At 74.0% G+C, this 13,988-nt stretch carries 11 protein-coding genes and 1 tRNA gene; 4 read left to right on the top strand and 8 right to left on the bottom strand.

Going from position 1 to position 13,988, the window contains the following annotated elements; translation table 11 throughout:
* The first annotated feature begins 258 nt into the window (after window positions 1-258).
* Window positions 259-1,344 (top strand): LLM class flavin-dependent oxidoreductase, encoded by a 1,086-nt coding sequence (locus tag QIS96_RS11130; RefSeq protein ID WP_282542312.1) that lies wholly within the window; start codon window positions 259-261, stop codon window positions 1,342-1,344.
* Here the strand turns inward: QIS96_RS11130 and QIS96_RS11125 are convergent.
* Complete coding sequence (locus QIS96_RS11125) at window positions 1,341-3,272, bottom strand: putative bifunctional diguanylate cyclase/phosphodiesterase (RefSeq protein WP_282542311.1); 1,932 nt, start codon at window positions 3,270-3,272, stop codon at window positions 1,341-1,343. The genes QIS96_RS11130 and QIS96_RS11125 overlap by 4 nt on opposite strands.
* A gap of 549 nt (window positions 3,273-3,821) precedes the next feature.
* Here QIS96_RS11125 and QIS96_RS11120 point away from each other — a divergent pair.
* Window positions 3,822-5,075, top strand: coding sequence for a M6 family metalloprotease domain-containing protein (locus QIS96_RS11120; protein ID WP_282542310.1), 1,254 nt, complete (start codon window positions 3,822-3,824; stop codon window positions 5,073-5,075).
* 171 nt (window positions 5,076-5,246) lie between these two features.
* Here QIS96_RS11120 and QIS96_RS11115 read toward each other — a convergent pair.
* From QIS96_RS11115 to QIS96_RS11090, 6 genes are all read right to left on the bottom strand, one after another.
* Window positions 5,247-5,320: transfer RNA gene (locus QIS96_RS11115), tRNA-Lys, on the bottom strand.
* Window positions 5,311-5,985 (bottom strand): bifunctional DNA primase/polymerase, encoded by a 675-nt coding sequence (locus tag QIS96_RS11110; RefSeq protein ID WP_282542309.1) that lies wholly within the window; start codon window positions 5,983-5,985, stop codon window positions 5,311-5,313. The genes QIS96_RS11115 and QIS96_RS11110 overlap by 10 nt, the downstream gene beginning before the upstream one ends.
* Before the next feature lie 219 nt (window positions 5,986-6,204).
* Complete coding sequence (locus tag QIS96_RS11105) at window positions 6,205-6,546, bottom strand: hypothetical protein (RefSeq protein ID WP_282542308.1); 342 nt, start codon at window positions 6,544-6,546, stop codon at window positions 6,205-6,207.
* Window positions 6,547-6,685: 139 nt separating this feature from the next.
* On the bottom strand, window positions 6,686-7,972 hold the full coding sequence (locus QIS96_RS11100) for an AAA domain-containing protein (protein WP_282542359.1): 1,287 nt from the start codon (window positions 7,970-7,972) through the stop codon (window positions 6,686-6,688).
* Window positions 7,973-8,109: 137 nt separating this feature from the next.
* Window positions 8,110-9,711, bottom strand: coding sequence for a hypothetical protein (locus QIS96_RS11095; RefSeq protein ID WP_282542307.1), 1,602 nt, complete (start codon window positions 9,709-9,711; stop codon window positions 8,110-8,112).
* Window positions 9,702-10,910, bottom strand: a complete 1,209-nt coding sequence (locus QIS96_RS11090; RefSeq protein WP_408907159.1) for a hypothetical protein — start codon at window positions 10,908-10,910, stop codon at window positions 9,702-9,704. Before QIS96_RS11090 ends, QIS96_RS11095 begins: the two co-directional genes overlap by 10 nt.
* A gap of 216 nt (window positions 10,911-11,126) precedes the next feature.
* Here QIS96_RS11090 and QIS96_RS11085 point away from each other — a divergent pair, with 216 nt between their 5' ends.
* On the top strand, window positions 11,127-11,723 hold the full coding sequence (locus QIS96_RS11085; protein ID WP_282542306.1) for a histidine phosphatase family protein: 597 nt from the start codon (window positions 11,127-11,129) through the stop codon (window positions 11,721-11,723).
* Between the two features lie 33 nt (window positions 11,724-11,756).
* Here the strand turns inward: QIS96_RS11085 and QIS96_RS11080 are convergent, their stop codons facing one another.
* Window positions 11,757-13,169 (bottom strand): hypothetical protein, encoded by a 1,413-nt coding sequence (locus QIS96_RS11080; RefSeq protein WP_282542305.1) that lies wholly within the window; start codon window positions 13,167-13,169, stop codon window positions 11,757-11,759.
* A gap of 269 nt (window positions 13,170-13,438) precedes the next feature.
* Here QIS96_RS11080 and QIS96_RS11075 point away from each other — a divergent pair, with 269 nt between their 5' ends.
* Window positions 13,439-13,942 carry a hypothetical protein gene (locus QIS96_RS11075; RefSeq protein ID WP_282542304.1) on the top strand — a complete coding sequence of 168 codons (504 nt, stop codon included), beginning with the start codon at window positions 13,439-13,441 and terminating at the stop codon, window positions 13,940-13,942.
* Window positions 13,943-13,988 lie beyond the last annotated feature (46 nt).

The following is a 13,988-nucleotide window of genomic DNA, read 5'->3' as shown; positions in this document are numbered from 1 at the left end:
CGCCCCTGGACCCCGCTTCGGGGCTGCGCCCCGTTCCCCGGCCGTCGTTCGGCTGCCGCGCCGTCGTGGCTGCTCGCGCAGTTCCCCGCGCCCCTATCGGGGCACGTATCGCCGCCCAAATCCAGCCCCTCCGGCGTTTGAGGAGCGGGGTCTGGGGCGGAGCCCCAGTTCGGAAGGGGCGGGGTGGGGAATAAAGCGGAGGCCGTCTCCTGTTAGCGCCGGGTGCACACCCGAGTACGTACATCAGGAGGCACCCCGGTGAGCAACGGAATCCACGGCACCCCGCAGGGCGAGGCCCCCGTGCCTCTCTCCGTACTCGACCTGGCCACGGTCGGCGCAGGCCACACCGCCTCGGACGCCTTCCGCACCGGAGCGAGGATCGCCCAGCTCGCCGAGAGCCGCGGCTTCCACCGCTACTGGGTGGCCGAACACCACTCCATGCCCGGCGTCGCCTCCAGCAGCCCCGCCGTGATCCTCGCCCACCTCGCCGCCCACACCACCCGCATCCGCCTCGGCTCGGGCGGCGTCATGCTGCCCAACCACGCCCCGCTGGTGATCGCCGAGCAGTTCGGCACCCTGGAGGCGCTCGCCCCGGGCCGCGTCGACCTGGGCCTCGGCCGGGCGCCCGGCACCGACGGTGCCACCGCCGCCGCCCTGCGCCGCACCGACCGGCTGAACGAGGGCGCCGACGACTTCCCCGAGCAGCTCTCCGAGTTGACCCGCTTCCTGGACGACGACTTCCCCGACGGCCACCCGTACGCCCGTATCCACGCGGTCCCGGGACCCGTACAGGCCACCTCGCCCGGCGGGGTGCAGTCCCCGGACCGGCCCTCGATCTGGCTGCTCGGCTCCTCCGGTTTCAGCGCCCGGCTCGCCGGCCTGCTCGGCCTGCCCTTCGCCTTCGCCCACCACTTCTCGGCGCAGAACACGGTGCCCGCGCTCGACCTGTACCGCGAGTCGTTCCGGCCCTCCGCGGTCCTCTCCGCCCCGTACGCCCTGATCGGCGTCGCCGCGCTCGCCGCCGACGAGGAGCGGGAGGCCCGTCGGCAGGTGCTCACCGGTGCCCTGTCGATGGTCCGCCTGCGCACCGGCCGGCCCGGTCTGGTGTCGACCCCGGAGGAGGCGGAGGCGTACGAATTCAGCGCCATGGAGCGGGAGTTCGTCGACGGCTGGGTGAGGAACGTCGTGCACGGCACCCCGGACGAGGTCCGCGCCGGCCTCGACGACCTGCAGAAGCGCACCGGCGCCGACGAGTTGATGATCACCGCCAACGCCCACGGCAACGAGGCCCGCGTCCGCAGCTACGAACTGATCGCGGACGCCTACCGGTTGCCCACGCTCTAAGGAGCCGCCGCCCGCAGCGCCGCGATCCGCTCCGGCGGCACCGCCCGCGAGTAGAGCCAGCCCTGCCCGGTGTCGCAGCCGATCCGGCGGAGCCGCGTCGCCTGCTCGGCGGTCTCCACGCACTCCGCCGTGACGGTGAGCCCCAGCTTGTGGGCGAGCTGCACGAGCGCCTCGACGATGGTCTCGTCGGCGGGGTTCGCGTGCCCGCGCCCGTCGCCCGTCTCGTACTGGAAACCGCGGACGAACGAACCGTCCAGCTTCAGTACGGAGACGGGGAGCCGGCTCAGATAGGCGAGGTTGGAGTAGCCGGTGCCGAAGTCGTCGATGGCGATATGCACGCCCATGTCGCTGAGCTCCTGCAGGGCCTGCAGCGGCCGCCCCGCCGAGCCCATCACGGCGGACTCGGTGAGCTCCAACTGCAGGAGCTCCGGGGCGAGCCCGGTCTCGTCGAGGATCTCGGCGACGTCGGCGACCAGGTCGGAGTCCCACACCTGGCGCACCGCCACGTTGACGCTCACGAAGACCGGCGGCAGGTCCGGGCGCTCCAGCTGCCAGCGCCTGGCCTGCCGGCAGGCGGTGCGGAGCACCCACCGCCCGAGCTGCACGATCGAGCCGTCCTCCTCGGCCAGTGTGATGAACCGATTCGGCGGCAACATGCCGAATTGCGGGTGGTGCCAGCGCACCAGCGCCTCCACCCCGCGCAGCGCCCCGTCCGCGAGCCCCACCAACGGCTGGTACTCCAGGGCGAATTCACCCCGCTCGACGGCCGGCCGCAGCGTGGACGACAGGGCCTGGCGGGTCATCCGGTGCGCGTTGCGCTCCGGGTCGAAGAGCGTCCAGCGGGCCTTGCCGTCCTCCTTCGCCCAGTACAGCGTGGTGTCGGCGGCCTGCATCAGGGCCGTCGCCCCCGTGCCGGCCGCGCGCCGCTCCACCACCCCGATGGACGCGGAGAGCGAGAGCCGCTGGCCCGACAGGTCGAAGGGCTCCTGCAGCGCGTGCAGCACCTGCTCGGCGAGCTCGGCGAGCTGATCCGTGCCGGTGGAGTCCTCCACGAGCAGCGCGAACTCGTCCCCGCCGAGCCGCGCCACCAGCGGCGCACCGCTCCTGCCGTACGCGGACCGGTCCGCACAGCCCGTGAGCCGCCCGGCCACGGCCGCGAGCAGCCGGTCGCCGGTGCGGTGCCCGAGGGTGTCGTTGACGGCCTTGAACCCGTCGAGGTCCAGATAGCAGAGCCCGATCCGCCCGGTCCCGCTCCCCTCGTACGAGGCCGCTTCGAGGGCCGCGGAGAGCCGCTCGAAGAACAGCGTCCGGTTGGGCAGCCGCGTCACCGGGTCGTGCATCGTGACGTGCCGCAGCCGCGCCTGGAGTTCGCGGCGCGCGCTGATGTCGGCGACCGCGAGCAGCACCCCGCCGCAGTCCGGCATCGGCTCCACGGTCACCTGCGCCCACATGCTGTGCCCGGCGGGGTGCTTGAGCCGTCGCGTGCACCGCAGCGTTGCCTGCCGCCCACGCAGCACTTCGCGGTACGTGTGCCACGTACGGCTGTCGGAGGCGAGGTCGACGAGGTCGGCGGCGACCTGGCCGGTGAGCTCGGGCGCCGGGGTGCCGACGAGGGCGCCGAGCGCGTCGTTGGCCCGGCTGACCAGGCCGTCGCGGTCGACGACGGCCAGCGCGAGGTGGGCGGCGTTGAAGGCGGCGCGGTAGTCCCGCAGCTCGGCGTCGGCGCGCCGCTCGACGCCCGGCGGGGTGGCGGGGTGTCCGACGGCCGTCGGGGAGTGGTGCACGGTGATGTCCTGCGGCGCCGTCGTCGGCGGCGGGCTCGTCGGGCTGTGGTGTTCCGTGACGCTCTGAGGTGCTGTGCCGGTCGGCTGTGCGGCTCGCGTGGCCGCCGTCGCCGTGGGTGCCGGCCCTTCGGACGTTCCGCTCACCGCTCGCTCCCGCAGGGCAGTTGGTTCTCGTACAGGTCGGGCCGGGGTCGTGCCGTTCGGATCTGGCCGGATCTGGCCGGATCCGGTCGGGCGGTCACTGTCCGTTCGGAGCGTCGGCACCGACGGCAGCGCTGCGAGGTCCCCCCCTGTTCGACCGCAGCCGAGTGCGTGGGTTGCGTGCCGGCCCCGCGACCCCGGCAAGATCCGAACGGCACGGCCCGGGTCGGCCGGAAAGTGTGCCGATCATAGAGGCTGGTCGGAGCGCTGTTCCAGCTCCGCCACGGTATCCAGGCGTCCGGAGGGGGATGTTCCGGATTCCCTTGCGGGGTAGGCCTGTTGACGCCCGATCGCTTCTGCGCGAACCGGTCCGGTTCTGAGATCCACTGATGCGAACCGACCGCTCTCCGGCCCACTTGATCACGCACTGTGACGGCAAATGAGCGGGCTCCGGTGGGCCCGTCCACCCGACTGGGGCACCAGAACAGGGCGAACATCAACAAATCATCACAGTCTGGGTGGGGTGTTCCGCCGTCCCACCCGGAGGTCGACGTGCCGCGTCAGCGCCCCCTCGGAGATCACCCTCGTGAAGGGGGGCTGTCGCCCCGTGCGCGCAGCGTCGCGTCCGTCCTCACCTCGCTCGCCGCGCTGGCCGCGATGTCCCTGGTGGCGGGCCCGGCGAGCGCCGAGCCCCATGTGAATCCCTGCGCTCTGGAGCGCACGCCCGTGCACCACTCGGAGGGCCTGGACACCTGGAACACCGCCTATCCCAAGCCCGAGCGAGACCTCGACGCCGTCATGGTCTTCCTGTCCTTCCCGGACTCCCGGCCGGCGGTCGACCCGGAGGAGCTGGCCGCCGACCACTTCCCGGCCACCAGCCGCTTCTTCGAGCGCGCCTCCTACGGCCGCTTCACCCTGAACGCGCATCCGCAGCTCGAGTGGACCGAGATGCCCCGCAGTTCCGACGCGTACGCCATAGCGCGCGACTGGGCCCCGGCCGACCGGAGCGCCTACCTCCACGACGCCCTCGCGGCCGCCGACCCGAAGGTGGACTTCAGCCGGTACGACGTCGTCTACTTCGTGGCCGATCCGACCGCGCCCGGCGTCGACTCGGACGCCACGAAGGTCGTGAACTTCGACCGGCCGCTGCATGCCGACAACACCGACATCCGCCGGGTCGTCACGGTCTTCGAGCAGCACCCGCCGGACCGGCACGTCCTGGCCCACGAGACGGGCCATGTCTTCGACCTGCCGGACCTCTATCACCGGCCGTCGGAGGGCAAGGGAGACTGGGACACGCATGTCGGCGACTGGGACGTGATGGGCAGCCAGTTCGGCCTCGCGCCCGATCTGTTCGGCTGGCACAAGTGGAAGCTGGGCTGGCTCGACGAGAAGCAGGTGCGCTGCGTCCAGGGCGACGACGACCGCCTGGTCACCCTGGAGCCGCTGGCCTCCGCCGTCCCGAAGGGCCGCACCGGCGGCACCCGCCTCGCGGTCGTACGCACGGGGCGGGACTCGGCGATCGCCATCGAGGCCCGCAGCTCGACCGGCAACGACCGGACGACGTGCACCGAGGGCGTGCTCGTCTACCGGGTCCGCAACGAGCCGGCTTCCGGCGCGGGCCCGGTCGAGGTGATCGACGCCCACCCGGAGTCCGAGGCCTGCTGGGACGATTCGGTCTACCCGCCGCTGGCGGACGCCCCGGTCAAGCTGGGTGAGCGCTTCACGGTGCCGGGGGAGTCGCTGAGCGTGGAGGTCCTCGACCGGTCCCGCTCGGGGGCTTGGACGGTCCGGATCACGCCGTAGGCCTCCCGTCCGGTGGGTGCGTACGAAGAAAGCCCCTCGCTTTCGCGAGGGGCTTTCGATGTGGCGGGGGTGTGGGTGGCGGAGCCCCCACTCGCGCGGCGAAGCCGCGCAATAACGAAGTTGGCGGGTCATCTTCGCGCTTTCTGCGAAGGTGACCCGCCAACGACAACGTGCGCCGCCAGGGACTCGAACCCCGGACCCGCTGATTAAGAGTCAGCTGCTCTAACCAACTGAGCTAGCGGCGCCTGCTGACGTCGTAGACCTTAACATCACGATCCGCCGGAGGAAAAATCGATACGCGGACCGCCGCACCGGCCATCGCGCGGGCCACACGGACGCTCGCCCAGAGCAGTGCCTCGGGTCCCGGGAGCCACGGATCGCGGGTGTCGGGGGCGACCAGCCAGCGGGAGCCGAGCCGTTCCGCGGGGACGTCCTCGTCGGGTGCGACGAGCGGCGGGACGGTCACCGCGTCGCCGGCGCCGTGGCACAGCGGGGCCGGCACGGCCGGGCTCCACTCCTCCCAGGCGAGCAGGGACGGCAGGCGGTGGGCGGTGCCGGGGGCGGCGAAGATCAGCATCCGGCCGCGGTGGGCGGCGACCGGGCCGGAGCCGGGGCCCTCCTCCCACAGCCGGTCGAGGATGCGCCGGCCGAAGACGGCGTCCACGCTCACCACGTCGAAGGCGGAGCCGCAGGGCAGGACGAGGGGGGCCTGCGGGTGGGACTCCCAGAGCGCGAGGGTGCTGCGCGGGTGCGTGGACGCGGAGGCGAGCCAGCTCGCGCCGTCGGCGGTGACCACGGTGGCGTGGTCCAGGGCAGGCGGGTGGGCGGGGGCGGCCGTGGTCGCCGGGGGCTTCGGGCGGGAGGCGGGGGCGGGGGCGGGTTCGCTGGGGTGGGTCTGCCGTGCGCTCATGACGCACAGGTCTACCGGGAGCAACCGGTCAGATTCTGTGGGTTACCGGAAACGGGGACAGGTCGGGGCGGTATGGAGTATCTTGCCCGGCGGCATATGCCAGCCGGTCTTGTGCGGCGGCACATGAACTCCCCTGCCGCGGACCGGTGTTCAGCCGTCAGGCGGCCCAGAGACTCCGCTGGCTCCGGGGGCTCTGGCGGCTCCGGTGGCTCCGGCCGGTCACTGCTGGGAGCCGGAGCGCAGGAGCTCTCTGCCGAACTCGACCATCTTCTTCGCGTAGTCCTCGGTCCAGTCCGCGCGCTCGGCGATCGCCGCCGTCGTCAGCCGGTCGAATCGGCCGGGGTCGGCGAGCTGGGCCGCCGCGATCGCCTGGAACTCCACCGAGCGGTCGGTGGCCGTGCGGAACGCGAGCGTCAGCTCCGTGGCCCGCGACAGCAGCTCGCGCGGGTCCTCGATCGACTCCAGGTCGAAGAAGTGCTCCGGGTCTGCGGCGGCATCCGTCGGCTCGAACAGCAGCGGTGCCGGTCGCAGCCGCGCCTGTGTCCGCTCGGGCTCCGCCATGCCTGCCTCCTGTGCTTACGTGCGTGTGCTCACTGCGGGTATGTGCAGCGTGTGCTTCGGTCCCGGCTGGTCCACCGGGCCGTCTTCCATTGTCCAGCCGTCCGCAAGACCGCCTTGTTCGAGCGGCTCGCGCACCCGTTCACTGCGGGCGGTACGGCACCCGGTGCTCGGCCAGGTGGGAGAGGACCGCGTGGTTGGCCTCCCAGCCGTCCGGGAACTTCACCGTGACGCCCAGCTGCACCGGTTCGGTGGACGGGTGCTCGTCCAGGAGCTCGGCGACGCCCGCGCGGCACACCACGATGCACGCCTGCCGGTGCCGGGACGCGAGCACGCACAGGCGGCCCGTCTCCAGGTGGAACGCGGTGGCGTCGGGGCGCCCGGACAGCGGGTGAAGCACGACCGTCACGTCGTACTCCCGGCCCTGCAGCCGGTTGGCGGTGTCCACCGTGACGCCCGTGACCGCCAGCTCGGCGAGGGCGGCGCGGACCGCAGCCGCCTGGTCGCGGTGGGCGGTGCCGACGGCGATGCGGTCGGCGGTGAGCGGTGCCGGGTCGGGGGAGCGCTCGCTGACGGTGGCGCCGCCCCGGTCCAGGAGGCGGCGGACGACCTCGGCGACCGCCCGTACCGCTTCAGGGTCCGTGCGCGGAGTGTGCCGGGCGGGCAGTTCGAGCAGGCCCCAGCCGGAGGCCGCCGCCTCGTCCAGGACGCGGTCCGGTCCGCTTCCGTCCGAGGGCACGCCGAACGACAGGCTCCGGTCCCCGTGGTCCGTGCCGGAGCGGAACCGTGTGTACGGATAGAACGCGTCGCTGACCAGCGGCGCGGCCGAGGCGGGCAGCCGCCAGGACACCGGCAGGCGGTGCTGCGGCAGCGTCGGGTTGTGTGCGAGCAGCGTGGACACGGCGCTCGCCGACGGGTCGTACGAAAGCCCGGCCCACTGCTCGCTGCCGACGATCGAGAACGGGTCGAGCTGCCCCGGGTCGCCCACGAACAGGGCCCGCTCGAAGAGGCCGGCGACGGCGAGCAGCGCGTCCGAACGCATCTGGTACGCCTCGTCCACGATGGCGTGCCGCCAGGGCTCGACGTTCTTGACGTGCGCCCACTTCGCGGCCGTGGAGATCACCACGTCGAGCCCCGCCAGGTCGGCGGCCTTGGTCGACTTGCGGACGTGGTCCAGCTCGTCGAGCGCCTTGTCGTACGGGTCGGCGTCGCTGCTGTGCAGGCGGCCCACGGGGAGGTCGGGCTGCTTCTCGGCGAGGCGCAGGACCAGGTCGTCCACCTGCGCGTTGGTCTGCGCTACGACCATCAACGGGCGGCCGGCTGCGGCCAGTTCGAGCGCGGCGTTCACCACCAGCGTGGACTTGCCTGCGCCCGGGGGCGAGTCCACGACGACGCCGCGGGCCTCGCCGTGCAGCGTGTCGTGGAGGATCGCCGCGGTCGCGCGGGCGGCCTCGGCGGACGGGTCGAAAGGGGACCTGTCGGAAGGGGACCTTTCGGAGGGAGGCCCGTCGGACGGGGACCTGTCGTCGGGGGCGTCCGGCCGGTGCGTTCGCGTGGGGTCGGGGGTCACAGCACGTCCTCCGGGGTCACCGGGTCGGGGGCCTGCGCGCCCTCGCCCGGCGGGCCGCCATGGGTCCAGGGGGTGTCCTCGGGCTCGGGGAGCGACGGGCCGCCGCGCGGTGTGTGCTCGAAGAGCGTCCAGGTGATCCGGTCGCCCTTGACCGGCACGGAACCCTCCTCGGGCTCCTTGCCGCGCCCCATCTTGTCCAGGATGCGCAGGACCACACCGCCCTCCTCGTCGTACCCCACGAACTGGGCGCTCTGCGGTTTGCCGGCGAGGGAGCGGTAGACCTTCGCGCGCTCGGCCAGATGCGGGCTGTCGTCCGTGCGCAGCGTGACCAGGGGGCGGGGGCTCGGGCGCTTGCTCTCCGTGTACGCCATCACGACCTCGGTGACCTCGCCTCCGAAGGCCTCGCCGGAGAGCCTGCGCCCGGCCATCACCAGCGGGTCGTCGAGGGCCTCCTGGGCTTCGAGGCGGGCCTGGGCGGTCTCGCGCGTGGCCAGCTTGTTGGCCGCCGTGACCGCGTCGTCCAGGCGGGGCTGCGGGGGTTCGCCGGCGAGGACGCGGTCGCGGTGGCCGGTGTACGACCAGCGGTCGCGGGTCCAGCGCTCGGCGGCGCGCTCGCCCTCCGGCAGGGCGGCGAGCAGGTCGAGGCCGCGCCAGACGGCGTCCCAGGTGGGGCGCGTACGGCTCTCGACCAGGGCGGCGATCTCCCGCTCCGCGGCGGTGAGTTCGGCCAGGTGACGGTCCGCGGCCAGGCCGTCCTCGGCGGCGGCGACGGCGCTGCGCGCGCGGTCGTACCGCTCGATGGCCGGGGCGAGCAGCTTGTTGTCGAAGGCCGGGTCCGTGGCCGGGCCCGCCGGTGGGCAGAGCAGCTGCCCGGCCTCGTCCCGCGCGGTCTCGGCGCGCAGCGCGGCCGCTGCCCCCGAGCCCTCGCCGTCCCGACCCTCGCCCGGCGGGTCGATCCAGGCGAGCAGCGCGCCCAAGTGCTGGTCCTCCAGGCTCGACTGGCCCGTCGCCCAGTGCCGGGACAGGAGCTCCGTCATCGCGGCGATCAGGGCCGAGCCGGGCACTCGGGCTCGCTCCGCGAAGTGCGTCAGCCAGCGGCCGAGCAGCGGCACGCGCGGGGGCGCCGGATACGGGGTGTCCGGGTCCTGCTCGGCCGTGCGCCGGAACCGCATGGAGCGGCCCAGGAGCCGTACGAACTCGATGCCCGCGAGGCTCGGGACGATCAACTGCGGGGCGTCCGCGCACAGTTCGACCTCGACCTTGACACGCTTGCCGGTCTCCGGGTCGGTCTCCGCGCGCTCGGCGGGCTCCGTCTCGTCGGCGAACGACTCGACGTACGGCAGGAGTTCCTCGGCCAGGTCGGACAGGAACGCGAAGCGCAGGTCGCGGTCGCGGGGCTGCGGCACGAGGAGCAGCCGGGGCCGCTCGCGGTCCGCGCCGACCAGGGCGCCCAGCGGTGCGCCCGCCTCGCCCGCGGTGGTGAGCGGCACGAACACCAGGGGGCGGGCGGCCAGATGGCGGTGCCGCACGGTGGCGAGCGGCTGCGCGCGGCCCGACTCGACGGCCTCCAGGCGGGCCAGTGTGTGGATCAGCGACATGCGGCGCCCTCCAGGGCCTGGGCACGCAGCGCCGCAGCGCGACGCAGGGCGGCCACCACCGGATCGTCCGGGTCGCCCGCCTCGCCGCGCGCGGCCGCGAGGACGTCCTCGACCGTGGTGAGCGCGCCCAACTCACCGCGCACGGAACGCCCGAGCGAGGTCACCTCGCCCTCGGTGCGGGAGCGGTCGCGGCAGTGGAAGGCCAGCTCGCAGGCGGCCAGGCACTCCGGTGCGTACGCCGCGGGCACCGACTCGACGGCGCGGCCGAGCTCGTCCGGGGAGCGCTCGACGTCGAAGGTCGTGCCCTCGGGCAGGGCCGCCGCGATGTCCTCGATCCGGGTCAGGCGGCCCAACTGGCGGCGCGTCACCGAGAGTTGCTTACGGACGTCCACCACGGCCGCCGTCGGCTGGTTCGAGAAGTCCTTCGGGCAGACGAGCACCACCTCGTGGCCGACCGGGGGAGCGGGGTCGAGGCGGCCGGCGACCTGCTGGAGCGCCAGCGCGTACACCGCGGCCTGGCGGGCGGCGGAGCCCACCTTCCCCTCGTCCGCCGAACCGTCGATCATCGGGAAGGACTTGATCTCCACGACCGTCCAGCGGCCGTCCGGGTGCACCACCACCGCGTCCGGCTCCAGGAACGCGGGCGAGCCGGCCACGTCGAGCGCCAGCATCGGGTGGTCGAGCAGCGTCCACGCGCGCGTGGCGGCCGCATCGCGCAGGGCGAGCGCGGTGCGGGCGGAGCGGCCCTCGGGGCCGGCCGCGGTGAGGTCCGGGGTGTGCACCTCGGCCGTGTCCGCGCCGCCTTCCGGGCCGGGAGACGCGGGCGCCGGGCCGCCGCCGAGGCGGGCGTGGACCAGGCGGAGCAGCTCCGCGCCGCCGTCGGCCTTCACCTTCGCCTCGAAGGCGTTGCCCCGCACGAGCGCGAACTGCGACTGGCCGAAGCCGGAGGGTGAGCCGAGGGCCTGGGCGAGGGCCGACTTGTCCACCCCCGCGCCGTCGAGCAGGGCGCGGCGGCGGCAGCCGGGGTTGGCGGCGAGGGCGGCCAGCGCGCGTGCGTCGAGCGCCTTGGCGGGGACCGCCGGGCCGCGCAGCTCGGCAAGGCGCTGCCGCAGCGCCGTCGCCTGCGGGGCCGGCCGCGCCGCGTTGTCCGTCGGCGGTACCGCTGCCGTCGGCACCGCGCTGTCAGGGAATTCGCTCACCTGCCGAAGTCTCGCACCCGACACTGACAACCGGGGAACGCTTCGCGTCACGAGACGGTACGAGGCCGCACGAGGCCGTCCGGGAATGGGACTTGAGCTGGGCCGACGTGCCCGTTCGAGCAGAGTGCGGCGGGTGCGCGATGATGGACGGGGCCGGGTGACCTGTCGGAAAAGTCCGGCCCTGTGTACGTACGTCGAAATCTTGGAGAGTTCCTCATGGCCCCGCGCATCCTGCTGGCCCGCCACGGGCAGACCGAGTGGTCGCTGTCCGGGAAGCACACCGGCAGGACGGACATTCCGCTGCTCGACGAGGGCAGGCGCGGGGCGAAGCTGCTCGGTGAGCGACTGCGCCGCGCGCCCTGGAACGGCCTCCCCGACGTCGAGGTGCGCACGAGCCCGCTCGTACGCGCGCGTGAGACCTGCGACATCGCCGGATTCGGTGAGCGTGCGCAGGACTGGGACGCGCTCATGGAGATCGACTACGGGGCGTACGAGGGCATGACCCCCGCCGAGATCCACGCGATCCGGCCCGGCTGGCTGCTCTGGCGCGACGGCGTCCCCGAGGGCGAGACCCTCGACCAGGTCGCGGCTCGGGCCGACGAGGTCGTGGAGTGGGCGCGCTCGGCCGACCGTGACGTGCTGGTCTTCGCGCACGGGCACATCCTGCGCTCCATCGGGGCCCGCTGGCTCGGCCTGCCCATCGGCTTCGGCGCGCGTATCCGGCTCAATCCGACGTCCCTGTCCGTACTGGGGTGGGCTTACGGGGAGCCGGCGATCGAGGCATGGAACGAGACGGGGCACTTGGAGGGGTAGGGGCTTTTGGGAAGGGGCGGGGAGGGGGAGTGCTCAGGCCTGGCGGGGGACGTTTGCGTGGCGGTCGAGGAAGGCGGAGACCGACGCCTCCCGCCGGTGCGGGAGCAGCACGCGCGCGGTGGTGGCCAGTATCGACTGGATGCGGGAGGACTGGACCTCGTCCAGGAGGTCGAGGACTCGCCGCCCCGCCTCCGCCGCCTCGTCCGGCCGCCCCGCCCGCGCCAGGTCGTCGGCCGCCTCGGCGGTGTAGAGCGCGATGTTGCGCGTGAAGTGCGGGGTTCGCGCGGCGGCGACGTGGGCCGCGCGCTGCGCGTGCCGGGCCGCGCGCCCCCACTGGCCGAGCGCCGACCAGCACTGCGCCTCCAGGCCTTCGAGCTCGGCCTCCTGGTAGAAGCTCATCCACTCCGGGTCCGCGTCCGTGCCGCCCCGGCCGAACAGGGCCTGCGCGCGGGCGAGCGCCTGCTCGCACCCGGAGCGGTCACCGAGCAGCGCGTACGCCCCGGCCTCGCGCAGCGCGAGCAGCGACAGCAGCCGCGCGGAGCCGCACTCCCGCGCCGAGCGCTGCGCCGCCTGCGCCGCCCGTACCGCCTCGCGCGGGCGGCCCGCGTCGCGCGCCAGGAACGACATGTTGCAGAAGGCGTGCGCCTCCAGGGCCGGGTCGCCCGCCGTCCGGGCCGTCGCGAGCGCCTCCGCGTAGTGCGAGCGCGCGTCGTCGAACCGGCCCGAGTCGTGCGCCAACCAGCCGACGGAGATGGCCAGTTCACCCGCTCCCGCGTGCAGCCGGTCCGACGTGGCGCGGCGTGCGGCGCCCGCGTCGAGCAGGGCGAACGCGTTGCGCAGCGGCGCGGACGCCCGCCGGTACAGGCCGTCGGCGCCGTGCCGGTCGTCGAGCAGCCTGATGCGGCGTACGGCCTCCTCGACCGCGTCGGCCTCGGTCTCGCCGACCCTGCGGGGCGCGGCGGCGGCCTCGGTGTTGAGGGGGCCCGTGAGCCCCAGGGAGGCCGCGGCCACGGTGGCCGTGCTCCCGGTCATGAATGCGCGACGCAGCACGTCGCTCTCCTCGGTGCTCGGTTGCTCTGCGTTCAGCTGGTCGTACGGGTCCGGATACGGACGCGGGGCCGCACGGTGTCCGGCGCCCGGCCCGGTCCTGGCGCGCGCGGCCCGGCCCCGTACCGTCTCGCGTGGCGCGAACCCCAGGTCGGCCAGGGTCCGGCCCGGGAACAGGTGCAGGAACACGCGCTCGTACGCGTAGTTGGGGCAGCGGATCTCGCCTGCCTCGACCCGGCCGATGTAGCGCGCGTCGCACGCGACCCGCTCACCGATCTCCAGGCCGGCCCGGCGCACCGCGGCCGCGAACTCCCCCGGCGACAGCTGCCCGCGCAGCTGCCGGAAGGCGAGATTCGGCCGGGGAGACCCCGCTGACGATGTCATCGGTGACGACGCCATTGGCCAAACCCTCTCGTGCGGTTCATGCCGGAGCGCGCGGCCGTTGCGGCCCTGTAGGGGGCAGCGGCCCGGCTCCGACGGGGCACGAAAGTACCGGCTGTGACGGGACCGGTACGCAGTGTTTGGCTACAAACCGGAAATCTCACGCCGGATCTGCCATGAACTGCCATCCGATGAGGCGGAGTTGTGCCGTAGCCGTTGACAGGGGGCCGCGTTGAACCATGCGGAGAAGGGGCTGCACCGCGCCTTCCGGGACGAGGAGGGTTTCCTTGTTGGAGGTCGACATGGAGAACGGCAACTCCCCGATGCCGCGCCCGGCCCGCCCCTTCGCGCCGGACCGACCGCCCCTCGAACCGCCTGCCGTGTACGGCCGCAGCGCCCTGTACGGGCCGCCGCTCGGCTCGGAGTGCGACCTGGTGACCGTCCCCGCGCGCCAGGGCCTGGAGGCCGTGGACATTCTGCGCCGCGGCGCCGCCCCCGCCGTCGGCCCGGTCCTGCACGACAACAGCTGCGACACCCTCGGCTTCCTGGTCCCGCCCGGCACCGCCGACGGCTGGGACCTGCCGGGCAGCGCCTGTACGCAGACCTTCGGGCGCGGCGGCTCCGCGCGCGCGGGCGGCCGGGGCGCGCCCGCCGAGCCCGCGCCGCCGGTCGCCGGTACGGGCTGGCTGCTGCCGCCCGCCGACACCGGCCCCGTCACCGATCCGACGATGCTGCGGGCCGCGCTCGGCGAGGCCGCCCGGCTCATCGAGGCCGCCGACAGCTGCCGTTGAGGCCCCGGCCCGGGTGCGCGCAGAGGCCCGTACGGGAGCGCACCGG

This window comes from Streptomyces cavernicola (genome assembly GCF_029968035.1).
GTDB lineage: Bacteria > Actinomycetota > Actinomycetes > Streptomycetales > Streptomycetaceae > Streptomyces > Streptomyces cavernicola.
Note: the sequence above shows the minus strand (reverse complement) of the source record. Positions and strands in the feature narration are given on the sequence as shown.

Excerpts from the sequence above, each read along its gene's own strand:
- QIS96_RS11110 (WP_282542309.1), bottom strand. The coding sequence starts at position 5,985 with ATGAGCGCACGGCAGACCCACCCCAGCGAACCCGCCCCCGCCCCCGCC.
- QIS96_RS11105 (WP_282542308.1), bottom strand. The coding sequence starts at position 6,546 with ATGGCGGAGCCCGAGCGGACACAGGCGCGGCTGCGACCGGCACCGCTG.
- QIS96_RS11095 (WP_282542307.1), bottom strand. The coding sequence starts at position 9,711 with ATGTCGCTGATCCACACACTGGCCCGCCTGGAGGCCGTCGAGTCGGGC.
- QIS96_RS11085 (WP_282542306.1), top strand. The coding sequence starts at position 11,127 with ATGGCCCCGCGCATCCTGCTGGCCCGCCACGGGCAGACCGAGTGGTCG.
- QIS96_RS11080 (WP_282542305.1), bottom strand. The coding sequence starts at position 13,169 with ATGGCGTCGTCACCGATGACATCGTCAGCGGGGTCTCCCCGGCCGAAT.